This window comes from Streptomyces anandii JCM 4720 (assembly GCF_014650655.1).
In the GTDB taxonomy this organism is placed as follows: Bacteria; Actinomycetota; Actinomycetes; order Streptomycetales; family Streptomycetaceae; genus Streptomyces; species Streptomyces anandii.
This window is the reverse complement of the sequence record NZ_BMVJ01000004.1, coordinates 205,222-230,351: the sequence shown is the minus strand read 5'-3', so window position 1 is coordinate 230,351 and position 25,130 is coordinate 205,222. Positions and strand designations below refer to the sequence as shown.

The following is a 25,130-nucleotide window of genomic DNA, read 5'->3' as shown; positions in this document are numbered from 1 at the left end:
AGCCCCAGCCGGGCGAACTCCTCGACCGCCGCGATGCATTTGCGGTCGAGGAACTCCAGCGTCGCCGGGACGATCCCGGCCGCGATGACGGCCGCAACGGCGCGCGAGGCGTCGGCGAGCGAGTCGAAGTACGCCACTCCCGTGCCGCTGTGCGCGGGGGCGGGCAGCAGGGCGACGGTGACCTCGGTGATCACCGCGAGGGTGCCCTCCGAGCCGGTGAGCAGCCGGGTCAGGTCGTATCCGGCGACGTCCTTCCACAGCCGGCCGCCGGTGCGGACGATCTCCCCGGTGGGCAGCACGGCCTCCAGGCCGAGGACGTAGTTGCGGGTGACGCCGTACTTCAGGCCGCGCAGCCCGCCGGCGCAGGTGGCCACGTTGCCGCCGACCGTGGAGACGGTGCGGCTGCCGGGGTCGGGGGCGTAGAGCAGTCCCCGGGCGGCCGCGGCGTCCGCCAGGGTCGCGGTGGTGACACCCGTCTGCGCGCGGGCCAGCAGTTCCTCGGAGCTGATCTCCAGGAGCTTGTTCAGACGAGTCAGTACGAGGACGATGCCGCCCTCCAGCGGTACGGTCCCGGCGCACAGGTTGGAGCCCGCGCCCCGGGGCACCACCGGGACGCCGTGCTCGGTGGCGTACCGGAGCACGGCCGCGACCTCCTCGGTGCTCCCCGGCAGCACCACCGCCTGCGGTCGCGCGCTGAACAGCGGGGTGGCGTCGCGGGCGTAGGCGGCCAGCGCGCCGTCGTCGACGCGTACGTGGCCCGCCCCGACGACGGCCGCGAGGTCCGAGGCGAGACGGTCCGTGGCGGGACGGTCCGTGGCGAGACGGTCCGCGGCGCGACGGTCCGTGGCGGGACGGTCCCCGGCCGCCCTCACGGGTGCACCACCATCCAGTCCAGGACGGGCGTCGACTGGAGGTAGACCAGGAGGCAGACCCCGGCGAGCATCCCGATGCCCCAGCCGACCACCTTGCGGAACAGCTCCCCCTCACGGCCTTCGAGCCCGACGACCGCCGCGGCGATGGCCAGGTTCTGCGGGGAGATCATCTTGCCGAGGACACCGCCGGTGGTGTTGGCGGCGCTGAGCAGGTACGACGAGATGCCGGTCTGCTCGGCCGCGGTGACCTGGAGCATGCCGAACAGGGAGTTGGAGGAGGTGTCGGAGCCGGTCACGGCCACGCCCAGCCAGCCGGCGACCGGTGAGAGGAGCGCGTAGGCGCCGCCCGCCTGCGCCAGGAACAGGCCGAGCGTGACGGTCTGGCCCGACAGGTTCATCACATAGGCAAGGGCGAGCACGGCCATGACGGTGACGATGGTCCAGCGGAACTGGCGCACGGTGGCCGCGTAGGACCCGGCGGTGCGGCGGACCCCGACGCCGTACAGCACGGCGGTGAGCAGGCCGGCCACGAGCAGCACGGTGCCGCCCGCGTTGAAGATGTTGAAGTTGAAGGTCAGCGCGGACAGCGGCTCGCCCTTGGCGTTGGTCACGTGCAGCCCGGGCCAGGCGAACTTCCAGCCCGAGTGGGCGTCCAGCCAGGTCTTGACCGGACCGGAGGTGACCAGGGCGAACAGGGCGACCACGATCAGGTAGGGCGCGAAGGCCTTGAGCGCGGAGCCCTCACCGGTCCGCCTGCGCCGCAGCACCGCCTCCGAGGCGTCGGTGGCGGTGGAGCCGCCGGCGATGACGGGGGTGGTCCGCTGGGCGGCCAGCACGTCGGAGGGCTGCCACACGCGCAGGGTGGCCACCACCGCGAGGGCGCCCGCGAAGGCGGCCACGATGTCGGCGATCTCGTAGCTGATGAAGTCGGCGGTGACGAACTGGGCGCCGGCGAAGGCGAGTCCGCCCGCCAGGGCGACCGGCCAGGTCTGTCGCACGCCTCGCCGGCCGTCCACCATGAACACCAGGATGAGCGGCACGAACAAGGCGAGCAGCGGGGTCTGACGTCCCACCATCGCGCCGAGATCAGCCGGGTCCTGGCCGGTGATCTTGCCGAGCGTGGTGATCGGGATGGCGATGGCGCCGAAGGCGACGGGCGCGGTGTTGGCGACCAGGGACACGGCGGCGGCCTTCATCGGGCGCAGGCCCACGGCCATGAGCATCACCGAGGAGACCGCGACCGGGGTGCCGAATCCGGCCAGCGCCTCCAGCAGCGCGCCGAAGCAGAAGGCGATGATCACGGCCTGGACCCGCTGGTCGCCGGAGAGCGAGCCGAAGGAGCGGCGCAGCACCGCGTCCCAGCCGGTGATCTCGGTCATCTTGTAGATCCACAGGGCGTTCAGCACGATGAAGACGATCGGGAACAGGCCGAACACCGCGCCCTCGCCGGTGGCCAGCGCCGCCTGCCCGAGGGGCATCGAGTAGGCGAGCACCGCCACCGCCAGGGCGACCGCGAGCGAGACCAGCGAGGCCTTCCACGCCTTCCAGCGCGCCCCGCCGAGCAGGACGAACAGCGTGGCCAGAGGCAGCGCCGCGCACAGCGCGCTCCACCCGAGAGAGCCCCCGACGGGGTCGAAGATCTGTTGGTAACCGGCCATGAAAGCGTCCTCGCCTCGTCCGTTGCCGTGTTGTGACCCCTGTCACTCATCTGAGCGGGGTTGGTCGATTGTCAGACAATCGAACATGACTGTCAATGGATCGAGTAAGACCGCGTGAGAGAATGTCCGGGTCCCTTCCTGGAGGTGTTCATGGCTCAGGAGGCCGCGATCCGGCTGTCCACCGTCTCCGTCGTCGACGCGCTCGTCGCGTCCCTGCGCGGCCGTGTGCTCGACGGCCGGCTCGGGTCCGGTACGACGTTCGCGGAGACGGAGATCGCGGCCGAGTACGGCGTCTCACGGCCCACCGCGCGCAGCGCGGTCACCGCGCTGGTCCACGAGGGGTTGCTCCACCGGGAGGCCAACAAGCCCGCATACGTACCGCAGTTGACGCGTGCCGACGTCGACGACCTGTTCCTGGTGCGGACTCCGCTGGAGACGCAGGTGGTCAAGGTGCTGGTGGAGAAGGACGCGGTGCCGGTGACGGCGGCGGAGCGGGCCATAGCGGACCTCGCCCGGCTCGGACCCGGCGCGCCGCACAGCGAGTTCGTCGAGTCCGATCTGCGCTTCCACCAGTCCCTCGTGGACGCCGTCGGCAGTCCCCGGCTGAGCCGGCTCTACCGGGGCATCCAGGGCGAGGTGCACCTGTGCATGGTGCAGACCCGGCACACCCTGGGGCGCGAGCGCATCGTCGCCGAGCACGGCGGGGTGCTGGAGGCGCTGCGGGCCGGCGACGCGGAGGTGGCCGTGGACCGTATGCGCGAGCACCTCGACGGGGCCTGCCGGTCGCTCCAGCGGCTCTTCGAGGGCGAGCAGAGGGGCGCCTGACCCCGGGGCGGGGTCATCGGGGAGGGTTCGGGCCGCCGTCGAGGGGGTTCGCCAAGGGTTGTTGGCGGTCCGCCCGACCCTGCATGATCAACCGTGTACACCGTCTCGTCATGGACATGAAGTAGGGGTAACGGGGGGATTCGCATGAGGCGTCGCTGGGTCAAGGTGCTCGCGGTGACCGTGGTGGTACTGGCCGCTCTCCTCACGGTGGCCGACAGGGTCGCCGTGCACTACGCGGACAAGGAGGTCGGCCGGCTGGCCGCGGAGAAGTACGGGTACCGCAACAGCACCGACGGGCATCTGGACGTGTCGATAGACGGATTCCCCTTCCTCACCCAGGCGTTCAGCCAGGACTTCGACCATGTCGAGCTGGACGCGGGGAAGTTCACCGTCGACACCACCGGCAACGCGCAGGGCGGCTACCTCCCCGTCGAGCGGCTCCGCATCGACCTGCGTCATGTGCGGGTGACCTCCCTGACGGCGCGCAACGCCGAGGCCGACCTCGCCACGGGTGAGGTGACGCTCTCGTACGACGCCCTGTCCGGCGTGGTGTCGAGACTGGCGGGCAGCGGCGGTTCCGTGCGCATCTCCCAGGCCCCCGGCTCGACGGGTCAGGCCGCGAAGGTCAGGATCAGCGGCGGGGTCGGCGGCCGGCAGGGCGACAGCGAGGGCACGGTCCTCGCGCAGGGCGACGAGATCTCCCTCACCGTCCCCGGCGCCGAACGGCCGGTGGCCACCTGGCGGATCCAGCTCCCGGAGAACACCGGCTTCACCGAGGCGCGCTCGACCGCGGACGGCGTACGGATCGCTCTGGTCGGCCACCTGGTGAACCTCGGCGCCTCGCGCTTCACCCGCTGAGACGGGGCGCCCCGACGCCTCTCACGCCAGCAGCGGCTCGGCGAGCCGCACCACACGCTCCTCGTCGGTGTGGCCGACGACCAGGGCGCGCTCGCCGTCCTCGAGGACCTCCTTGAGGGTGACGACGTCGCCGACGCGCTCGTACCCCCGGGCCTCGGTCACGTTGAGCGGTTCGTTGAGCAGCACCGCCTGTCCGCGCCCGGGGGTCTGGACGTCGACGGCGGGCGCCACGTTCACCCGCAGCGTGCGGCCGCCGGTGAAGATGTCGGCGGTGCCGTCCTCGTTGGCCTCGATGAACAAGCCGTATCGGGCCGGTGGTTGCGCGAGCCGGTCGACCTCCTCCTTGAGGGCCACGATCTGGTCGCGGGCCTCGCGGAGCGTGCTCGCCAGCCGCTCTTTCACCTCGGTCAGGGTCTGCCGGTCCTTGCCGCCGTTTCCGCTCATGGCGCCCCGCCCGACTGGAGGGCGGCGTCGAGGCCCGCCTCGATGGCGGGGTGGAAGGTCGTGGCCAGCTTCACCCGCAGCTCGGGGTGTTCGAGGATCATGGCGAACGCCGTCAGGTCGAAGGCGTTGGCGAACGGCACGAAGCCGTGCTCCTTGCTGATGCGCGCCAGTTCGGCGAGCCGCGGCTCGTAGCGGTCGATCCGCGACATGACCTCCGCCAGCTCCCCGAGCGTCTCGACCCCCGCCAGCCGGGTCATGGACACGAGCATCCCCATCGACCAGCGGTGGCTCTCCTCGTGGGAGGTGTTGTCCATCTCCTGGAAGCCGGCGCGCGTGGCCACCGCCACCACGTCGTCGATGGGCAGCCGCTTCCAGCTGGTCATGACGGAGTCGAGGTCGACGGGGAGTTCGGTCCAGTCGCCGCGCTTCTCCTGCTCGCTGTAGCGGTCGCGCAGCGACTCCACCTCGGCGCGGTAGCTGCCGAACAGCTCGTCGCCCGTCTCCATGAGCGCCGCGAGCCGGAACAGCTTGCGCCGCACCTCCGGAGGGGTCTCCGCCTCGTTCTTGTAGTCGAGGCTGTGGCTGATCACGCCCCAGGCGTGCTGGAGCACCGTGCGCACCTGGAACTCCACCGGGAACTCGGCGTAGGCCGCGTACTCGGGCAGGCCGCGGCGGCGGGCGTCGAAACGGCCGATGAGGTGCAGGCTCCGGTAGCCGAAGGCGTCCGGCGACTCGGCCTGGCGGCTCTCCTTCTTGAGGATCTCGAACTCGTCGTCGAGCAGGTCGCTGATGCGTGTCACGTCCTCCTGGTAGAACGTCACGACGCGCACCCCGCACATGTCCTCCACGTCGGACAGCCGCTCGTAGTTGGGGTGGCGCTGGAGCTTGTCCTGAAGACTGAGCGGGTCCTTCGCGCGCGCCTCGATGGCGTGCACCTTGACCCCGCGGTCACGGCACAGCGTGGTCAGCAGCGCCTCGAGGGTCGAGGCGCAGGAGACCAGCGCGGGATGCGCCTGGAGATAGGCCTCGGCGATCTGGTCGCGCGTGATGTCCTCGCCGTACAAGAGCCCCTCCCTCTGACGGGGGCCGCGCGCCCGGAGGTGATCCGGAAACGGCCGTACCCCCGCCCCTGCCTCTGACATGCTGGGCGCCGTGACGGATCCCAAGCGCATCCTGCCGGCGACGGTGACCCTCGGTGCCGTCGCGCTCGCGGTCGCGCATACAGTCTGGCCTCAACTCAAGATCGATACGCTCACCGTCGTGCTGCTGGGCGTGGCCGTGCTCCCGTGGATCGGAGGCGTGGTCGACAGCATCGAGTTCCCGGGCGGCGGCGCCGTGCGCTACCGCAACCTCGAGCAGCGCGTCGAGGCGGCCGAGCGCAGCACGCGCCAGGTCCGCGGCGAGGTGGGGGAGGCCGCGCAGACGGCGCAGGCCGCGCTCGGGGCGGCCAGCGCGGGCTCCGCGCTCGACCGCACCGCCGTACGGGCGGGGGAGAGGGTCGCCGAACTCGCCGCGCGCTACGAGGAGATCAGAGCGAGGCCGCGCGGCCCGGCCCGCTCGGAGGCGATGAACCGACTCGTGGGCGAGCTGATGACCTGGACGGTGCGGGCCGCCGACTTCGATCCCGGGCAGGCGCTGCGGTCCACCGACTCCGGTACGCGCCTGGCGGCCTACGCCTACCTCTACGCGACCCCCGAGACCCAGTACCTCGACCGGCTGGTCAGGGCCCTGGTCGAGGTGGAGGACAAGCCGTTCAGCCACTACTGGGGCATCCGCGCCCTCGGCGGACTCCTCCAGGCCGGCGGTGGCACCCTGTCCGCCGGGGACGTCGAACGGCTGCGGGCCCGTTATGCCGACCTCTCCCCGACGACCTCCCGGCGCATGGAGCTCGACCGGCTGCTCAGCATCCCCGCCATCCCCCGGCAGGGCGACTGACAGGCCCCCGCAGCCCGGCGCACCGGTCCGAGGGGATAACGTCCCGCAGGGGGTCCGAGCCGAATCGTCCCCTGTGGGCCGAAGGAGAACGATGCGCATGATCGCCTCAGCGGTGACCGGTCTGTCCGCCGTGACCGGTCCGTCCGCAGGACAGCCGGCGGCGCCGACCGTGGGGCGCCTGCTCGGCTCCTGGCAGCTCGACGTGCCCGCGCTGCTCCTGGTGGTCGTGCTCGGCGCCCTGTACGGGGCGGGCGTGCTGCGGGTGCGCCGGCGGGGCGGGCCGTGGCCGTTCGCCCGGTCCGCCGCCTTCGGGCTGCTCGGGCTCGGCGCGCTGGTGGTGGCCACCATGTCCGCGCTCGCCGTCTACGACCACGTGCTGTTCTGGCCGGCCGCGGTGCAGAACATCCTGCTCGACCTGGTCGCCCCGCTCGGCCTCGCCCTCGGCGACCCGCTGCGGCTCGCGGTGGAGGCGCTGCCGGAGCGCGGCGCGGGGCGGGTGCGGCGGGTCGTCACCGGCCGGGTGGTGCGCGTGCTCACCTTCCCCCTGGTCTCCACCGTCCTGGTGCTCGCCACCGAACTGGTCGTCTACTTCACCCCGTACTTCGCCACCGCCCTGCGCGTCGGCTGGCTGCACGAGCTGATGTACCTGCACCTGCTCGCCGCCGGATGCCTGTTCGTCGTGCCCGTCCTCACCCATGAGCAGACGCTGCCCTCCTGGTGCACGCATCCGGTGCGCGCCGGGCTCGTCTTCCTCGACGGCATCGTCGACGCGGTGCCCGGTGTGGTGGTGATGACCCACGGCACGCTGATCGCCGGGGCCTGGTACCTGCACCACGCGCCCACCTGGTCCACGGACGTCCACCACGACCAGCAGATCGGCGGCGGCGCGATGCTGAGCATCGCCGAACTGGTCGCGCTGCCCTTCATACTGGCGATCCTGGTGCAATGGGCGCGCGCCGAGCGCGCGCAGAACGCGGTCCTGGACCGCCGCCTCGACGAGCAGCTCGTGCGGGTCGTCCCGCAGCCCGGGGCCGCGCCGACGGGCACCGCGCCGTCCACGGCCGCGGCCGCGTCGGCGGCGCCCGGGCCCGAGCTCGTACGGCCCTGGTGGGAGACCGAGGACAACGACGTGGCCGCCCGGATCCGCCGCCAGCGGAGCGACGGCTGACCTGCTCCGCACCGGTGCCGCCGGTGCGCAGGGCGGCCACCGCCCCGGTGCTGCCGTACCACCGCGCTGCGCGGCCCGACCGCGAGTTTCGCGCCCGCCGCCCTGACCGCCCTGGTCGGGCCGTCCGGGTCGGGCAGGTCCACGCCGCTCGCCGTGGCGGGGGCGCTGCTGCGGCCCGACCTGGGCGAGGTGCTGCTGGGCGGGTCGCCTCGGCCACGCGCCGCCACGGGTGCGTCACCGTCGTAGCCCCACCCCCCAACCCGCGACCGGTGGCCGAGGCGTCGGCCGACCGCGTCGTCGACGTGCCGGCCCTTCACCCGACCGCTGCCGCCGGGCCGGCTGCCCGACTGCTGCCCTGACGGTTGTCCTGACTGCGGCCGGGCACCGGGTGCCGTCAGGTGCCCGGCCGGCTCTGGTCGAAAACGGTCGAATCTCGTAGCGGATCGCGCTCGGACGATCAGATTCGAAGTGGCCTCGGCCATCTGTGTGCACGCGGGGGTGTGGCGTCCGTGCGGAGGGGGTCGTGGGGCCCTCGACGTCGCTACACTCTCGTCAGCTACATCGGCATCTGCGAACGCCGGCAAGAGTGTGGGGCGTTCAACGGTGCGACGGGGGTGCCCATGGGCTGGCAGGTGACGTTCGCGCCGGACTGCGGGATCGCGAGGGGCGAAAAGGACGACATCAAGGACGCGCTGCTGGACGTGGCGGCGGGGCGAGGCACGGACGAGGCCGCCTGCGGCCGCGAGGGCGCCTGGCCCGCACACGTCCGCAAGGTCACCGTGCTGCGCAGGCTCGCCGGCGGCCGCAGCGGCTCGGAGGTCCTGGAGATCGAGGTCGCCCGGGGCGGCTCGGCCTCCTTGCAGGTCGCCAAGCTCATGCGGCACCAGGACGCCGTCGAGGAGTGGGAGGCGTACCGGGAGCTGTCGGCCTCGCTCGACGCCACCCTCTTCGTGCCGATCGTCGCGGTGGGCAACGGGGTGCGGAACCCGCAACTCGGCACCGACTTCAACCGCCACGCCGTCGTCTACGCCCATGTCCGCGACCGCGACAACGACCCGCGCGGGCCCGTGCGGTCGCTGGAGGACGTGTGGCTGGAGGCGCTCGGCGACCAGCAGCGGTGCGACGAGGCCGCCGGCGTCGTCGCCGGACTCATGCGGACCCTCACCCGCAAGCTGTTCCGCGAGAGCACCTCACGCGACGGGGACCTGACCGACGAGAACCGCCGGCTGGGCTGCGACCTGTCCCTCACCGTGGACGACATCAGGGAACCGCCCGAAGGGCTGGTGCTGCTCGTCGACGGCAACCCGGACGAGACGGACCTGTGCAGCGACGTACTCACGTCGGCGCGCCTGCTGCGCTCCTCCACCTCGCCGCCCGGCCGGGCCCGATCCCTGGCCGCCGGCGGACGCACCCGGCTCAGACTCGACGAGGTCCAGGTGGAGGGAGCGACGGTCACCGGCCGGTTCAAGTCCACCAAGGTGCGGGTCGCCCTCACCGGGCGGGCGGCGCGCGGTGGCCGGCCCGCCCGCGACATCAAGCCCGGCGCGGCGGTGGACGTCTACGGACGGGTCGCCTCGGTGCGCGCGGGGGAGTGGTCGGACCTGCTCACCACCGCCTTCACCGCCGGCGGCGGCTTACACGAGGGGCCCGACAGCCTCGAGTACCAGGGCGTCCGCACCGACCACCCCCTGCGCCGCCTCTACGACGTCCTGGAGAGCACGTCGGCCCCCCGTACCCGCTCCGCCGTGCACGGCGACCTCAATCCGCGCAACGTGCTCTTCTGCGGCCCCAATCCGTACCTGATCGACTTCGCCTCGTTCCGCAAGGACGCCTACACCCTCTCCGACCCGGCCTGGATGGAGGTCTGCGTCCTGCGCGACTGCGTGGCCGGCCGCCTGGACTGGCCTCAACTGGTGCGGCTGCAAAGGTACTTGGGCCTGCTGACCGTCGTACTCCCGCTGTGGGGCACACAGGCCGCCGACCGCGCCGCACAGGACCTCGCGGACCGCCACCGCGACACCGCACCCGAACTCGGCCGGTGCCTCGCCCTGTTGTGGGCGCTGCGGCGCGGCGTGTGGCAGTGGGTGCCGGAGGGCGACCGGGCGGCCTTCCCCGAGCACTACTTCCAGCATCTGCTTCTCGCCGCCTGCCGCACCTTCAAGTGGCGGACGGACGATGCCGGCCGGCCGCGCGTGATCGCCGCCGCGGCCGCCGCGGCGGTGGCCTCGGAGTGCCTCGCGCCGCGCCGCGCCGACCTGTTCGCCCGCTGGGGCGAGCAAGAGATGCGGACGGCCTGCGAAGTGCTGCTCGCCCACGGCGACGGCACGGACTGGGAGAGCGGCGACCTGGTCGCCGTGGCCGTCCTCGCCGCGGGCAGGGAGGGCAACCAGGACCGGATCGCCGGCTGGCGGCAGTCGGTCGCCCGGTATCTGGCGGACGGCCCGCTGACCGGGATCGTCCAGGTGCTCCGGCGCTGCTGCCAGGACGCCGAGTGCGCCGACCCCGGCTGCGCGGGGAACCCGGGGGCCGACTTCGTCTACATCCCGCTGGAGGGCCACGCCCTCGCGCCGGGCGAGCCGTTCGTGCAGCAGGGGCAGGGCGCGCTGTCGGTCGCCTCCCGCGACTGCCTGGAACTGCTCGCCGAGCAGGAGGCCGTCGTACTGCTCGGCGAGTCCGGCTCCGGAACCACGGTGGTGGCACGGCAGTTGCGCAGAATGCTGCTGTCCGGACGCTCCCCGGACGCCGGGTCTCCCACCGGGGACCACGACCACGACGGCGGGTCCGGGCGCGTCTTTGCGGGCGGCGGGGACTCGTGCGCCGGCGCCCGCGGACTGCTGCCCCTGCTGGTCAGCGCGCCCCAGCTGAGCCAGGTGCTGTCCGCGCGCTCGGCCGCCGAGGTGCTGCTCGAGGTCTGCGGGCTGCGCAGCCTGCTGTCCGAGGAGCGGCTGGCCCGGCTCATGGCCCTGGGCCTGGTCCACCTGACCGTCGACGCCCTGCACAAGGTCGACCCACGGCGGCGCGGCCAGGTGCTGGACTGGCTCAAGGAACTGCGCACCGAGGCGCCGCACGTACGGATCGTCCTCTGCCAGCGCGCCCACAACTACGACCCCGGCCAGCTGGGCTGGCCCGCCGTCGCCCTGCACAAGGTGCGCGAACTGCCGGCCCGGCGGTTCCTCGCCGAGGTGCTGCGCCTGCTCGCGCCCCAGGACTGGCAGCCCAAGCTGGAACAGCTCAAGGAGCGGCTCTTCGAAGACCCCGGCACCGCCGCGCTGCGCGACCTGGCCGGCAAGCCGCAGTTCCTGTGGATGCTCGTACGGCACTACGCGCGCACCGGCGACATACCCGCCAACCCCGGTGTGCTGGCCCGCAAATACCTGCTCAGACAACTGGAGTCGAGCAACCACCCCAGCGAGGTCGAGCGCAAGCTGCGGCTGCTGAGGGAACTGGTCACCCGCCTCGGCGACTCCGGCGCGCTCAGCCGCGACGAGGCCCTGCGCGTGATCGCGGACCACGACACGGGCGACGCCGAACTGACCCTGGCCGCACTGCTGTCGACCAGTGTGATCAACGAGGAGTCGTCCCGGATCACCTTCTGCAACCCGCTCGTGCAGGCCTACTGCGCCGCCTCGGTGCTCCAGCAGTACGAGCCGGGCGAGGTCGACGAAGTCACCGGCCGCATCCTGCGGCACGCCTGGCGCGACGCCGCGCAGATGCTCGTCGCCGACCCCGGCACCGACCCCGCGGTCGTGGCCGCCGTCGTCGAACAGGGCGCCGCCGCCCACCCGTTGTACGGGGCGATGCTGCTGCAGGCGGCCCCCGAGGACGCGGTGGAAACGACCCGTGAGGATTTCCTCGGCCGTCAGCGGGCCGTGCTGCACTCCCCGCACAGCGGCCTGCCGGCCTGGCGCCGCTCCGCCTACGCCCTGGCACGCTACGGCTCCCAGTCCGCGCTGGACGTCCTCGTGACGGCCGCCCTGCAACGGGACGGCGCGCCGGAGGCCGTCGCCGCCGCCCTGGACGGCCTGGTGATGATGCACCAGTGGTTCGTGCCCGGCGCCACCGCCCGGCTGCGCGAGGTGCTGGTCCAGCTGCTCGACCCGCCCACCAACGCGCGCACCGACGCACGCGTGGTCGCGCGCGCCCTGCGCTGCGTCCAGGTCGCCGGCCTCGGCGGCCTCGTCGCCCATGTCCTGGCCCGCGTGACCCCCAACTCGCCCTGGCCGGTGGTGTCCCAGGCCTGGGAGACCCTGCGGCAGCTGGGCGTCCAGCCCACCCGGACCCTGCGCCGCACCTACGGCGACGCCTGCGCCGCCCGGCTGGCCCAGGCCGACGAGACGCTGCGCTCGACGGCCCGCACCGACGACGCGGCCGACCTCAACGACGAGCGGATGGCGCTGCTGGAACTGCTGGCGGCCGAGGGCCGCATCGAGACACTGCTGAGCTACCGCTTCCGCATGGGCCTGGCCGAGCACCCGCGATGGCGCCGGCTGCTGTGCACGGCCGCCCGCGCCCAGCAGTCGCGGTCCCCGGCCAACGTCCTCGCCGACGCCGTGCTCGACGAGCACGAACCGGGCGTACGGCCGCCGGGCCAGGAGCGCTGGCGGCAACTGCTCACCCGGGAGAACGAGCAGCTCGCGGTCATCGCCGGCCACCACATCCTCGCCGAGGGGCTGCGTCTGGACGTCGGCGACCTCGAGGCCATCCTCGTACGGCAGACGCCCGCCAAGCTGTCCCTGGTCGCCGCGGCCGTCTCCTGCCTGCCGCCCGACCAGGACCCGGCCGCGCTCGAGCAACTGCTGGACCAGTTCCTGGAGCGGCCGAGCGCCGAGTACGTGGACGCGGTCGCCAGCTTCGTCACCGCCGTCGTCGCCCTGGACCAGGGCACCGGGCTGCGGCTGGCCATGCGCGTGCAGGACGCCCTCGCCAAGGCGGGACTCGTCCGGGAGGCGCTCAACTGGCCCTGGGCGATGACCTGGCGGCGCGTCCTGCCGCCGCGCGCCGAGATGCGGTTCTTCATGCGGGAGCAGGAGTTCGACAGCCACGCCCGGATCTGCCTGCTGGGCAGCGCCGACGTCCTGCTCGACGCGCCCTGGGTGCAGCCGGCCGCGCTCACCCCGCAGGAGCAGCGCGAGCTGATGCGGCTGCGGCCCACGAGCCCGCACGGAGTGGTCGCCCACCAGTTCGTGCTGATGGCCGCCAGCGCCGGGCTCCACCAGGCGCTGCCCTTCGCCCGCGAGGTCGCCGAGAGCGAACACAACATCCGTACGGTGATCACCCACTCGCACGGGCAGTACGGGCGGATCGAGGTCACCCTGGCCGCGCACGCGGTCACCGCGATCGGCTACCTCGGGAGGCTCGCCCTGATGGAGGACTCCCTCGCGCTGGACGCGGAGGAGGCGGAGAGCACCCTGCGGGGCATGGCCCGCGACACCCCCTCCATGCACGCCAGCATGGAGCGCGCCCGGCTGATCGGGCTCGGCTACTGGGGCCACTGGGACGAACTGCTCACCGCCCTGGAGAGCGGGGACCCGGTCCTGCTGACCGCCGCGCGCAACCTGATCGGCCACTGGCTGCCCGGGCCCCGGCAGCGCAGGAGCGACGGCTACTTCGCCGTGATCGCCCGCTCCATCACCCGAAGACTGCAGGGCGGCGCCTACGACGCCGCCGCGCAGGCCACGCTCACCGACATCCGCGACGGCATCGAAGACAGGCTGGGACGCTATGTGCTCTGACCGCGCCGCCTCACAGGCCCATCTCCCGCTTCGCCGCCGCCACCACCCTGCGCCGGGCGCGCGCGGCATCCTCGAGCGCCTGCTCCCGCCCGGCTCCCGGCGGCGCCTCCTGCACCGCGCGCTGACGGCGCAGCAGTTCCTGGCCCGCCTCCAGCACCTGCGCCGAGGCCAGCAGACGCAGCCGCGTGAGCCGGCTGCGCATCTCGGCGTAGTGCTCCTCGGCACGCTCGCCGGGATTCGCCTGGTCCACGGAGAGCGCCTTCATGGCGTCGGAGTGCGCCCAACTCGCCTCCAGGAAGCCGACGAACGCGTCGGTGAGCGCGTCCCGCGCCCACGTCCGCTGCTCACGGCGCCCGCCGACCACTGTGGTCACCACCAATGTGGCCATACTCGTCACAGCCGCCGCCCAGGCCGCCCACTGACTCGGATCCCCCACGGACCCATTGTGACGGCCCGGGGTGAACCGGAGGGGGGCGGTTGGACGTATTGGTACCGCACAAGCCGCCATCGCGCGGGAAAACTCCTTGGAAGTGCGGGAAATGGCCTTGGCCCGAAGCGGTCGGCGGGTGGACAGTCATGTCGGGAACGCGGCATGCCGGAACGCTCGTGCCGCCGGGCCGGCGGGTTCGCAGGGGGGCGCGGTCATGGGGGCAACTAGTGCGAACGGTCCACTCGCCGCATTCGTCGCCCGCAACCTGCTGCGGCAGATGGCCGACGTCCTCAACCGCTCGCCGCGGTTCGCCACCCCCTCCAGCCGTCAGGACCTGGTGAGTTATCTGGTCCGGGCCCTCGAACAGCCCTTCACGGCAAGGGAGAAGGCGCCCGCGCGCTCCTTCGACCACTTCACCCACATCGTCACCGAGTGCGCCCTGCACAGCGAGGGCACCGACGCGCTCGCGGAGGCCGTGGCCTCGCTCGACGGCGACCGGCGCACCGCGCTCGAAATGCGCCAGCTGTCCGACAAGTGGACGGCACGCGAGCAACTCGACGAGGAGGAAATGCTGTTCCTCGACCAGCTGCTCGGCCAGGTCGGTGCGGAGCACGACGTACAGGCCATCGCCCTCGCCAGTCTCCAGCCGGTCCCGGCGCCGCTGCCCGAGCACTGCACCGACGCGCGCAGCGTCCTGCTCTACCTGCTGCGCCGCAACGCGCTGCCGGACGGGCTGCCGCCGTTCCTGGCGTTCCTGGAGTTCCTCGCCGCCTCCACCGGGGAGCCGCTGGCCTCGCCGCTGCGCGAGTGGACCGAGCGCAGGGCCCGCGGCCGCGAGCTGTGGCCGGCGCTCGAGGCGTGCCGGGCGCGCGCCGACGGCACCCGCGTCACCGCCGCCCGCGAGCGGCGCATGATGCTCGTACTGCTGCCGGACGGCCTCGACGACGACTACTACGCCCTGCGCGTGTGGCACCAGGACGACGCCCCGCACCCCGCGCCCGCGTTGCGCGACAACGACGCCCGGGTCCGCGAGGCCGACCTGGAGCGGGCCATCCGAGGCAAGGTGCGCGAGGCCTCCCAGGGACACGACAAGGGCGCGGCCCTGACCGTCGAGTTCTGGCTGCCGCTGTCCCTGATCAACCTGCCCGTCGCCGAGTGGTGCGCTCCCCGCGAACCAGGCGCCCCGGACGACGTACGGGTGGTGGTGCGCAGCCTGGACCGTGTGCGGGCCTCCGGCTCCCTGCGCTCCTGGCGGGAACGCTGGTCGCGAATGGTGGACACCTCCGAGGGCGCCGGCGCCGGCGCGGACGCGGGTACGGACCGGGGTGCGGACGCCGCGTTCCCGGTGCGCCTCGACCGGGAGCGGGACCCTGACCGGCAACGGGAACGGGGCCGGGCCCGCGGCCTGGAGTGGAACCCCGACCGGAGCCGGGGCGGCGGTTCCCCGGAGCCCACGGAGTTCCCGGAGTGGCCGGAGCCGCGCCCGAACCTGCCCCTGGTGCTGTCCGCGCCGCCCGACTGCGCCGAGGGCCGGGACCAGTTACTGCGGGCCATCACCATCGGCGTGCCGGTCGTGCTGTGGCACCGCCACGACTGCACCTCGCGCGAGTTCCGCGACACGGTGGACGTGCTGCTGAGCCACGGCCCCGTCTCGACCCTGCCCGAGCGGATCCGCGCGATGCGGCTGGCCTGCGAGGCCGGCGGGCTGCCCACCGAGGTGGTACGCGGGCTCACCCTGATGTGGGACGACCCCAACCGCTCGCTGCCCGTGCTCAGCCCGCTCGTCGCGCCGGACGAGGTGGCCTCCCCGCCGCTGTTCCACCCGCACGGCGCCACGGGGGACACGGTGTCCGGCCCGTCCGCCCGCCTGCCCCACCGGACGAGGTAGCGGCCCCGTGAGCACACCCGACGCCGACGCCAGGACATGGCTGATCACCGCCGCGCCCGCCCCGACCGTGCCGCCCGCCTGGCGGCAGGCCGGCCGGGGAGCGGGCCGGTACGAGCCCGTCTTCGCCGAGGCCCCGCCGGGCTGGCCCGGCCCGCTGCCCACCCCGGCGGCGGAGACCTCGGCGGCCGCCCTGCACACGCTGATCCGCCTGCGGCCCGACGCTGCCGGGGCCGCCGAGCAGGCCGCCGACGCCTACACCGTCCCGGACCGGCCGCCCGGCCCGCAGGGACCGCTCGCCACCGCCGCCGCGCAGTGGGAACTGGTCCTGGTCGTCGACACCGGGGTGTCCATGGCCGCCTGGTACCCGACCGTGAACGCCTTCGCCGCGTGCGTGCGCGAACTGCCGCTGTTCAGCGAGGTCCACGTCGTCAAGCTGCGTACGCACCGGTCCGCCACGCCCGAGGGGCTCTTCGACCGGGACCGGCTCGGCGCGATCGGGCTGGGTGAGAGCACCGAGGGCACCCGCAAGATGGTGCTGATCCTCACCGACGGGGTCGGCGCCGCGTGGAAGCGACGGCTGCTCTGGCCCGACCTGCGGCGCTGGGCCGGCTGCCACACCGTGGCGATCCTGAACGTGCTGCCGCACTACAACTGGCACCTGTCCGGCATCCACACCCGCTCCCTGCGACTGCGCACCTCGCACCCCGGCTGCGCCAACCGCGCGCTGCTCGCCGAGCCGTCCGACTCGCCGTCCCTGCCGGGGGAGGCCGGTCCCGAGCAGTGCGCCAGCCTGTTCATCCCGGTGCTGGAGATACGCAAACGGTGGCTGGACCAGTGGGCGCGGCTGCTGATGTCCCGGCGGCTGCCGGTGCGCCAGCACGTGCTGGAGATCCCCGAGGAGGACGACGAGGCGACGCGGGCCGCCGCGCCGGGCGGTTCGGGAGAGCTGGACACCGACCCCGACCGGCGCATCGCCACCTTCCGCACCGCCGCCTCGGAGAACTCCTTCGCGCTCGCGGTGCTGCTGGCCGCGGCGCCGCTGAACCGGCACGTGATGCAGCTGATCGCGGTGGAGCTGATGCCGGAGGCGGACGCCGGCGACCTCGCCGCCATCCTGACCAGCGGCCTGATCACGACGGTCGACGACGTACCGGACCACCATGATCCGTTCGACGCGGTCACCTTCGACTTCCTGCCGGGCGTCCGGCAGCGGCTGCTGTCCCTCGGCGAGACCCTCAAGACCCGGAAGGTCGCCAAGCTGCTGGACACCCACCTCGGCCCGCTCGTCCCGGCGATGCGCGGCATCGACCGCCGGATGCGCTCCCCGGACCCGGCGTCCACCCCGCTGCCCACCAGGGCCACCCACCACTACTCGCGAGTCGAACTGGCCCTCCTGACCGCCCTCTCCGGCGGCTCCCAGGAGCACCGGGAAGCCGCTCACGCCCTGCGGACCCGCCTGGCGGAACCCCTCCCGTAGCGCCCGGGCACGCCGCTCACCCGAACGGCCCAGCGCCCCGCGCCCGCCCCCGTGACCGGCGAGGCGGCCGTCCCGCCGTGCCGGACGCGGCCCGCGGCCCCGCCGCGGGGGCGGCACGAGATCCACCCGGGCCGTGGCGCGGGCGTACGACGGGCGGGTGAAAAGGCACCCTTGCACACTGCAAGGGCGGGTACCCGGAGGGCGGCGCGCGGCGGGAGCGATTGCCGTGCGCGCGTCCCAAGACGTCCTGCATGGTCCAGGAAGGCGGTTGCCCCTGATGAGTCGCACACCCCTCGACGCCCCCGCGGTGGACGTGGCCGCGCTGGAGGCGGCGCTGCGCGAGGCCGTGGACGGCGAGGTCCGGTTCGACGCCGGCAGCAGAGGTGCGTACGTCACGGACGGCTCCAACTACCGGCAGGTGCCCATCGGCGTGGTCGTGCCGCGCCACGTGGAGGCGGGGGCGCGCGCGGTCGAGGTCTGCGCGCGGTTCGGCGCCCCGGTGCTCTCCCGCGGCGGCGGCACCAGCCTCGCGGGCCAGACCACCAACACCGCCGTCGTGATCGACTGGACCAAGTACTGCCACGCGCTGATCTCCGTCGACCCCGACGCCCGCACCTGCGTCGTGGAGCCGGGGATCGTCCTGGACGAGCTCAACCGGCGGTTGTCCGACCACAAACTCCAGTTCGGCCCCAAGCCCTCCACGCACAGCCACTGCGCGCTCGGCGGAATGATCGGCAACAACTCCTGCGGCGCCTCCGCGCAGGCGTACGGCAAGACCGTCGACAACGTGCGCCGGCTGGAGGTCATGACGTACGACGGGCTGCGCATGTGGGTCGGGCCCACCTCGGAGGCCGAGCGGGCGCGCATCGCCGCCGAGGGCGGGCGCAAGGCGGAGATCTACGCGGGCCTGGACCGCATCGCGGGCGAGTACATGGCCGACATCCGGCGCGGCTTCCCGCAGATCCCCCGCCGGGTCTCCGGCTACAACCTCGACTCCCTGCTGCCCGAGAACGGTTTCGACGTCGCCCGCGCCCTCGTCGGCAGCGAGGGCACCCTGGTCACCGTCCTGCGCGCCGAACTCGAACTGGTGCCGGTCCCCGCGTACCAGTCGCTGCTGGTGCTCGGCTACGAGGACATCGCCCGCGCCGGCGACGACGTCTCCCGCCTGCTGGAGCACTGCTCGCCCACCCAGCTGGAGGCGCTGGACGGCAGGATGGCGCAGCTGATGCGCGAGGAGGGCGCCTACCTGGACTCGCTGGCCATCCTGCCGCAGGGCGACAGCTGGCTGATGGTGCAGTTCGCCGGCCACAGCCAGGAGGAGGTCGACGAGCAGGCGCACGCCCTGCTGCGCTCCCTCGGCCGCGACGAGAAGGACCCGGACGTGGCCTTCTCCGACAACCCCGAGCGCGAGCAGAAGATGCTCAAGGCCCGCGAGGCCGGGCTCGGCGTCACCGCGCGGCCGCCGGACGACCGAGAGACCTGGGAGGGCTGGGAGGACTCCGCCGTCCCGCCGGAACGGCTCGGCGACTACCTGCGCGACCTGAAGAAGCTCTTCGAGGAGTTCGACTACGACCACCCGTCCCTGTACGGGCACTTCGGGCAGGGGTGCGTGCACACACGTATCCCCTTCGGGCTGAAGACCGCCGACGGCGTCGCCCACTTCCGCCGCTTCCTCGAGCGCGCGGCCGACCTCGTGGCCTCCTACGGCGGCTCCCTGTCGGGCGAGCACGGCGACGGCCAGTCCCGGGGCGAGCTGCTGACCCGGATGTTCGGCGAGCGGCTGGTCACCGCCTTCGGCGAGCTGAAGGCGCTGTTCGACCCGGACAACCGGATGAACCCCGGCAAGGTCGTCGACCCCAACCCGGTCGACGGGCAGCTCCGCCTGGGCTCCGCCTGGCGCCCGGCCACCCCCGAGACCCACTTCGGCTACCCGGAGGACGAGCACTCCTTCACCCGTGCGGTGATGCGCTGCGTCGGCATCGGCAACTGCCGCAGCCACGAGGGCGGGGTGATGTGCCCGTCGTACCGGGCCACCATGGAGGAGGAGCACTCCACCCGCGGCCGCGCACGGCTGCTGTTCGAGATGCTCGGCGGCCACCAGGACTCCGTGATCACCGACGGCTGGCGCTCCACCGAGGTGAAGGACGCGCTCGACCTGTGCCTGGCCTGCAAGGGCTGCAAGTCGGACTGCCCGGTCAACGTCGACATGGCGACGTACAAGGCCGAGTTCCTCTCCCACCACTACGAGGGCCGGCTGCGCCCCGCCGCCCACTACTCCTTGGGCTGGCTCCCGCTGTGGGCCCGCCTGTCGCGGATCGCCCCGTCCCTGGTCAACGCCCTGCTGCGGGCGCCCGGCCTGGGCCGCGCGGGCAAGCTGCTGGCCGGCGTGGCCGAGCAGCGGCAGCCCCCGGTGTTCGCCGGGCAGTCCTTCGTGCAGTGGTGGCGGGAGCAGGGCGCCGAGCAGCCGGACCCGGCCGGTCCGCGCACCGTCGTGCTGTGGCCCGACACCTTCAGCACCTACTTCCACCCGTCCATCGCGATCTCGGCCGTACGGGTCCTGCGCGACGCCGGATTCGAGGTCGCGGTGCCCACCGAGCCGGTGTGCTGCGGACTGACGTGGATCTCCACCGGGCAGCTGACCGTCGCCGAGAAGACGCTGCGGCGCACCCTGGACGTGCTGCGGCCCTACCTCGACGCGGGCACCCCGATCATCGGTCTGGAGCCGTCCTGCACGGCCGTTTTCCGCTCCGACGCGACCGAGCTGATGCCCGCCGACCAGGACGTCAAGCGGCTCGCCGGACAGGTCCGCACCTTCGCCGAGCAGTTGGTGCACCACGCGCCCGAGGGCTGGGAGCCGCCGAGGCTGGCGCGGCAGGCGACCGTGCAGACCCACTGCCACCAGCACGCCGTCATGAAGTTCGACGCCGACCGCGAACTGATGCGCCGCGCCCATCTGGACGCCGACGTCCTCGACGAGGGCTGCTGCGGCCTGGCCGGCAACTTCGGCTTCGAACGCGGCCACCACGAGGTGTCCATGGCGGTCGCCGAACAGGGTGTCCTGCCCGCCGTGCGGGCCGCCGCCCCCGACAGCCTCGTCCTCGCGGACGGCTTCAGCTGCCGCACCCAGATCGAACAGGGCGACACCGGCCGCCGGGCCCTGCACCTGGCCGAGGTGCTTGCCCTCGGCCTGGACGGGAACCTGCCCAGCCGGCAGCCCGAACGCCTGGCCGAGCGGCCCGCCCCGCCCTCCCGCGCGGCCCGGTGGGCGGCCGCCGCCGGCGCCGCCGCCCTCACCGCGACGGCCGCGACCGCCGCCGGCCGCGGTGCCCTGCGGCACCTGCGCCGGCCCTGACCCCGCCCTTCGAACGCAACCCCCCGAAAGGTCTTCGAACATGTCGATGAAGGTCTCCGACCACGTACTCGAGCGTCTGCGCGACTGGGGTGTGGAACACGTCTTCGCCTACCCCGGCGACGGCATCAACGGCCTGCTCGCCGCCTGGGGCCGCGCCGACGACAACCCCCGCTTCATCCAGGCCCGCCACGAGGAGATGGCCGCCTTCGAGGCCGTCGGCTACGCCAAGTTCTCCGGCAAGGTCGGCGTCTGCGCCGCCACCTCCGGGCCCGGCGCCATCCACCTGCTCAACGGCCTGTACGACGCCAAGCTCGACCACGTCCCGGTCGTCGCCATCGTCGGGCAGACCAACCGCAGCGCCATGGGCGGCTCCTACCAGCAGGAGGTGGACCTGCTCAGCCTCTACAAGGACGTCGCCTCCGACTTCTGCGAGATGGTCACCGTCCCCGAGCAGCTGCCCAACGTCATCGACCGCGCGATGCGCACCGCGATGGCCCGCCGCTCGGTGTGCGCCGTGATCATCCCCGCCGACGTGCAGGAACTCGACTACTCGCCGCCCGAGCACGCCTTCAAGATGGTCCCCTCCAGCCTGGGCATGCCGCACTACGCGCCGGTGCCCTCCGACGACGACCTCGCCCGCGCCGCCGAGGTGCTGAACTCCGGCGAGAAGGTCGCCATCCTCGCCGGGCAGGGCGCCCGCGGTGCCCGGCAGGAGGTCATGGCGGTCGCCGACCGGCTCGGCGCGGGTGTCGCCAAGGCCCTGCTCGGCAAGGACGCCCTCGACGACGACCTGCCCTACGTCACCGGCTCCATCGGCCTGCTCGGCACCCGGCCGTCGTACGAGCTGATGATGGAGTGCGACACCCTCCTGGTCATCGGATCGTCCTTCCCCTACACCCAGTTCCTGCCGGAGTTCGGGCAGGCGCGCGCGGTGCAGATCGACATCGACCCGCACATGGTCGGCATGCGCTACCCCTTCGAGGTCAACCTCGTCGGCGACGCCCGCGAGACGCTGACCCGGCTGCTGCCGCTGCTCCAGGGCGCCAAGGACAGCGGCTGGCGCGAGAAGATCGAGAACGGGGTCTCCCGCTGGTGGGAGGTCATGCAGCGGCGCGCCGCCGTCGACGCCGACCCGATCAACCCCGAGTACGTGGCGCACACCCTGAACGACCTGCTGCCCGACAACGTCATCCTCGCCTCCGACTCCGGCTCCGCCGCCAACTGGTACGCCCGCCACCTCAAGCTGCGCGGCGCCATGCGCGGCTCCCTCTCCGGCACCCTCGCCACCATGGGGCCCGGAGTGCCGTACGTCATCGGCGCGAAGTTCGCGCACGGCGACCGCCCGGCCATCGCGCTGGTCGGCGACGGCGCGATGCAGATGAACGGCATGGCCGAGCTGATCACCATCGGCAAGTACTGGCAGGAGTGGGAGGACCCGCGCCTGATCGTGGCCGTGCTGAACAACCAGGACCTCAACCAGGTCACCTGGGAGATGCGCGCCATGGCCGGCGCCCCGCAGTTCCTGCCCTCCCAGTCCATCCCCGACGTCGCCTACGCCGACTTCGCCCGCTCGGTCGGCCTGAACGGCATGCGGATCGAGAAGCCCGGCGACGTCCAGGGCGCCTGGGAGACCGCGCTCGGCAGCGACCGGCCCTGCGTGCTCGACTTCGTCACCGACCCCGCCGTGCCGCCCATCCCGCCGCACGCCACCCTCGACCAGATCGAGGCCGCCGCGACCTCGATCCTCAAGGGCGACAGCGACCGCGCCGGAATGGTCCGCCAGGGCTTCAAGGCGAAGGTCCAGGAGTTCCTGCCCGGCACCCGGCACCGCGAGGACCGGCCCGGCGCGCGGGACGACCGGTGACCGCCGCCGAAGGCCCCCTCCCGGCCCACGGCTGAACCAGCAGGAGGCAGTACTGATGAGCACCACGTCGTCCTTCCCGCCGCACGCGCTGCACGACTACGCGCTGCTGGCCGACGGGGAGCGCGGCGCACTGATCGGACCCGACGGCGCCGTCAACTGGCTGTGCGCGCCCACCTGGCACGACGACGCCGTCTTCGCCTCACTCATCGGCGGCGCGGGTGTCTACGCCGTGACCCCGCGCGGCCGCTGGGTGCCCGGCGGCTACTACGAGGAGGGCAGCCTCGTCTGGCGCAGCCGCTGGATCACCACCGACGGCGTCATCGAGTGCCGCGAGGCGCTCGCCATGCCCGCCGAACGCAACCGCCTGGTCCTGCTGCGGCAGCTGAAGGCCGTCGACGGCACCGCGCACCTGCGGGTCGTCCTCGATCCGCACGCCGACTACGGCCGCGCCCCGCTCACCTCCACGCACCGCGACGACGACGGCGTGTGGCACCTCAACACCGGCCGCCACCGGCTGCGCTGGCAGGGCGCCGGGTCCGCGACCGTACGCGCCGAGGGACTGACCGCCGACCTCGTGCTCGCCCCCGGCGAGAGCCACGACCTGGTCCTGGAGTGCTCCGACTCACCGCTGCCGCACACCCCGCCCACGGCCGCGCACGCCTGGGCGGCCACCGAGCAGGCCTGGCGGCGGGCCGTGCCCTCGCTGGAGCAGACCGTCGCCCCCCGCGACGCCAGACGCGCCTACGCCCTGCTGAGCGGGCTGACCACCCACGGCGGCGGCATGGTCGCCGCGGCCACCACCAGCCTGCCCGAACGCGCCGAGGCCGGACGCAACTACGACTACCGGTACGTGTGGATCCGCGACCAGAGCTACGCCGGGCAGGCCGCGGCCGCCGTCGACGCTCCCGAACTCCTCGACGCCGCCGTCCGGTTCGTCGGCCAACGGCTGCTCGACAACGGCCCCGGCCTCGCCCCCGCCTACACCGTGCACGGCACCCCCGTGCCCGACCAGCGCGAACTCGACCTGCCCGGCTACCCCGGCGGCTTCAGCCGGATCGGCAACCACGTCGAGAAGCAGTTCCAGCTGGACTGCTTCGGCGAGGCCCTGCTGCTGCTCGCCACGGCCGAACGCCAGGACCGGCTGGACGGCGAGGGCTGGAAGGCCGCCGAGATCGCGGTGCGGGCCGTCGCCGAGCGGTGGCGCGAACCCGACGCGGGCATCTGGGAACTCGACGACGAGGTCTGGACGCACAGCCGCCTCACCTGCGTGGCCGGACTGCGCGCCCTGGCCGGGGCGGCACCGGGCCGTCCGCTCGCCGGCACCTGCACCGACCTGGCCGCCCGGATCCTCGCCGACACCTCCGCCACCAGCGTGCACCCCGACGGCCACTGGCAGCGCACCCCGGACGACCCCAAGGTCGACGCGGCGCTGCTGCTGCCCCCGCTGCGCGGCGCGCTGCCCGCCGACGACCCGCGCACCCGGGCCACCCTCGCCGCCTGCCGCGAACGGCTGACCCAGGACCACTTCGTCTACCGCTTCCGCCACGACGACCGGCCCCTGGAGGAGGCCGAGGGCGCTTTCCTGCTGTGCGGCTTCCTCATGGCGCTGGCCGAGCACGAGCAGGGCGACCCGGTCGGCGCGTTCCGCTGGTTCGAACGCAACCGCGGCGCGTGCGGCGCGTCGGGGCTGTACGCGGAGGAGTACGACATCGCCCAGCGCCAGTTGCGCGGCAACCTCCCGCAGGCGTTCGTCCACGCGCTGCTGCTGGAGACCGCCGCCCGCCTCGCCCAGGACCCCGAGCCGCCCCGCGTGCGCGGCCGAGGAAGGAGCTGACCCATGGCCCAGACCGTTGTCATCACCGGTGCCAGCGCCGGCATCGGACGTGCCACCGCACGCCTGTACGGCAGGCGCGGCGCCGACGTCGTCCTCGTCGCCCGCGGCCGCGCGGGTTTGGACGCCGCCGCGAAGGAGGTGGAGTCGCTCGGCGGCCGGGCGCTGGTCCACGAGGCCGACGTGGCCGACCCGGACCAGGTGGAGGCCGCCGCCGCGGCGGCCGAGGAGCACTTCGGGCCCGTCGACGTGTGGATCAACTGCGCGTTCAGCACCGTCTTCGCGCCCTTCGAGGAGATCTCGCACGAGGAGTACCGGCGGGCGACCGAGGTGACGTACCTCGGCTTCGTCAACGGCACCCGGTCCGCGCTTCTGCGGATGCTGCCCCGCGACCGGGGCACGATCGTGCAGGTGGGCTCCGCGCTGGGGGAGCGGTCCGTGCCGCTGCAGTCGGTGTACTGCGGGGCGAAGCACGCCATCAACGGCTTCACCTCCTCGCTGCGCACCGAACTGCTGCACCGCGGCAGCGGCGTCCACGTCACGGTCGCCCAGATGCCGGCCGTCAACACCCCGCAGTTCTCGTGGGTGACCAGCCGGCTGTCCAAGCATCCGCAGCCGGTGCCGCCCATCTACCAGCCGGAGGTCGCCGCCCGGGGCGTCGTGCACGCAGCCGACCACCCCCGGCGCAAGCAGTACTACATCGGCGCCACCACCGTGGCGACCGTGTGGGCCAACCGCTTCTTCCCGGCCCTGCTCGACCGCTACCTGGCCCGCACCGGCTACGGCTCCCAGCAGA

14 protein-coding genes and 3 pseudogenes are annotated in these 25,130 nt (G+C 73.2%); 12 read left to right on the top strand and 5 right to left on the bottom strand.

Going from position 1 to position 25,130, the window contains the following annotated elements; translation table 11 throughout:
- Nucleotides 1–872: FAD-binding oxidoreductase (locus tag IE249_RS36765; protein WP_229857950.1), on the bottom strand; the 872-nt coding region annotated here is incomplete at its 3' end.
- Nucleotides 869–2,530: an L-lactate permease gene (locus tag IE249_RS09715; protein ID WP_189704367.1), complete on the bottom strand. Its 1,662-nt coding sequence runs from the start codon at nucleotides 2,528–2,530 to the stop codon at nucleotides 869–871. The genes IE249_RS09715 and IE249_RS36765, both read right to left, overlap by 4 nt.
- Before the next feature lie 150 nt (nucleotides 2,531–2,680).
- Here IE249_RS09715 and IE249_RS09710 point away from each other — a divergent pair, with 150 nt between their 5' ends.
- Both IE249_RS09710 and IE249_RS09705 read left to right on the top strand, forming a co-directional pair.
- A complete protein-coding gene (locus IE249_RS09710; protein WP_189704366.1) occupies nucleotides 2,681–3,355 on the top strand; it encodes a GntR family transcriptional regulator in 675 nt (224 codons plus the stop codon).
- Between the two features lie 144 nt (nucleotides 3,356–3,499).
- Nucleotides 3,500–4,213, top strand: a complete 714-nt coding sequence (locus IE249_RS09705; RefSeq protein WP_189704365.1) for an LmeA family phospholipid-binding protein — start codon at nucleotides 3,500–3,502, stop codon at nucleotides 4,211–4,213.
- 27 nt (nucleotides 4,214–4,240) lie between these two features.
- Here IE249_RS09705 and IE249_RS09700 read toward each other — a convergent pair.
- Nucleotides 4,241–4,609, bottom strand: a pseudogene (locus IE249_RS09700) (proteasome ATPase); the annotation flags it as partial.
- Between the two features lie 44 nt (nucleotides 4,610–4,653).
- Nucleotides 4,654–5,721 carry a GTP pyrophosphokinase gene (locus IE249_RS09695; RefSeq protein WP_189704363.1) on the bottom strand — a complete coding sequence of 356 codons (1,068 nt, stop codon included), beginning with the start codon at nucleotides 5,719–5,721 and terminating at the stop codon, nucleotides 4,654–4,656.
- A gap of 88 nt (nucleotides 5,722–5,809) precedes the next feature.
- On the opposite strand from IE249_RS09695, the gene IE249_RS09690 reads away from it, so the two are divergent.
- From IE249_RS09690 to IE249_RS09680, 4 genes and pseudogenes are all read left to right on the top strand, one after another.
- Entirely contained in the window at nucleotides 5,810–6,592 is a 783-nt protein-coding gene (locus IE249_RS09690) for a hypothetical protein (RefSeq protein WP_189704362.1), read from the top strand.
- Between the two features lie 97 nt (nucleotides 6,593–6,689).
- Nucleotides 6,690–7,760 (top strand): cytochrome c oxidase assembly protein, encoded by a 1,071-nt coding sequence (locus IE249_RS09685; protein ID WP_373304361.1) that lies wholly within the window; start codon nucleotides 6,690–6,692, stop codon nucleotides 7,758–7,760.
- Between the two features lie 54 nt (nucleotides 7,761–7,814).
- A pseudogene (locus IE249_RS36760) lies at nucleotides 7,815–7,964 on the top strand (ABC transporter ATP-binding protein); the annotation flags it as partial.
- Between the two features lie 416 nt (nucleotides 7,965–8,380).
- Complete coding sequence (locus IE249_RS09680; protein WP_189704360.1) at nucleotides 8,381–13,492, top strand: hypothetical protein; 5,112 nt, start codon at nucleotides 8,381–8,383, stop codon at nucleotides 13,490–13,492.
- Nucleotides 13,493–13,502: 10 nt separating this feature from the next.
- Here the strand turns inward: IE249_RS09680 and IE249_RS09675 are convergent, their stop codons facing one another.
- Entirely contained in the window at nucleotides 13,503–13,868 is a 366-nt protein-coding gene (locus tag IE249_RS09675; RefSeq protein ID WP_189704359.1) for a hypothetical protein, read from the bottom strand.
- 163 nt (nucleotides 13,869–14,031) lie between these two features.
- On the opposite strand from IE249_RS09675, the gene IE249_RS09670 reads away from it, so the two are divergent.
- The 6 genes and pseudogenes from IE249_RS09670 to IE249_RS09645 all read left to right on the top strand — a co-directional run.
- Nucleotides 14,032–15,810, top strand: a complete 1,779-nt coding sequence (locus IE249_RS09670; RefSeq protein ID WP_308434327.1) for a VMAP-C domain-containing protein — start codon at nucleotides 14,032–14,034, stop codon at nucleotides 15,808–15,810.
- A pseudogene (locus IE249_RS09665) lies at nucleotides 15,806–17,287 on the top strand (SAV_2336 N-terminal domain-related protein); the annotation flags it as partial. The gene IE249_RS09670 and the pseudogene IE249_RS09665, both read left to right, overlap by 5 nt.
- 277 nt (nucleotides 17,288–17,564) lie before the next feature.
- Nucleotides 17,565–20,639 (top strand): FAD-binding and (Fe-S)-binding domain-containing protein, encoded by a 3,075-nt coding sequence (locus IE249_RS09660; RefSeq protein WP_189704356.1) that lies wholly within the window; start codon nucleotides 17,565–17,567, stop codon nucleotides 20,637–20,639.
- A 40-nt stretch (nucleotides 20,640–20,679) separates the two neighbouring features.
- Nucleotides 20,680–22,503 (top strand): thiamine pyrophosphate-requiring protein, encoded by a 1,824-nt coding sequence (locus IE249_RS09655; RefSeq protein WP_189704355.1) that lies wholly within the window; start codon nucleotides 20,680–20,682, stop codon nucleotides 22,501–22,503.
- Between the two features lie 55 nt (nucleotides 22,504–22,558).
- A complete protein-coding gene (locus IE249_RS09650) occupies nucleotides 22,559–24,337 on the top strand; it encodes a glycoside hydrolase family 15 protein (protein ID WP_189704354.1) in 1,779 nt (592 codons plus the stop codon).
- A gap of 3 nt (nucleotides 24,338–24,340) precedes the next feature.
- Nucleotides 24,341–25,130: SDR family oxidoreductase (locus tag IE249_RS09645; protein WP_229857948.1), on the top strand; the 790-nt coding region annotated here is incomplete at its 3' end.

Coding starts and splice junctions, on each gene's coding strand:
- IE249_RS09715 (WP_189704367.1), bottom strand. CDS start 2,530: ATGGCCGGTTACCAACAGATCTTCGACCCCGTCGGGGGCTCTCTCGGG.
- IE249_RS09710 (WP_189704366.1), top strand. CDS start 2,681: ATGGCTCAGGAGGCCGCGATCCGGCTGTCCACCGTCTCCGTCGTCGAC.
- IE249_RS09705 (WP_189704365.1), top strand. CDS start 3,500: ATGAGGCGTCGCTGGGTCAAGGTGCTCGCGGTGACCGTGGTGGTACTG.
- IE249_RS09685 (WP_373304361.1), top strand. CDS start 6,690: ATGATCGCCTCAGCGGTGACCGGTCTGTCCGCCGTGACCGGTCCGTCC.
- IE249_RS09680 (WP_189704360.1), top strand. CDS start 8,381: ATGGGCTGGCAGGTGACGTTCGCGCCGGACTGCGGGATCGCGAGGGGC.
- IE249_RS09670 (WP_308434327.1), top strand. CDS start 14,032: ATGGCCTTGGCCCGAAGCGGTCGGCGGGTGGACAGTCATGTCGGGAAC.
- IE249_RS09660 (WP_189704356.1), top strand. CDS start 17,565: ATGAGTCGCACACCCCTCGACGCCCCCGCGGTGGACGTGGCCGCGCTG.
- IE249_RS09655 (WP_189704355.1), top strand. CDS start 20,680: ATGTCGATGAAGGTCTCCGACCACGTACTCGAGCGTCTGCGCGACTGG.
- IE249_RS09650 (WP_189704354.1), top strand. CDS start 22,559: ATGAGCACCACGTCGTCCTTCCCGCCGCACGCGCTGCACGACTACGCG.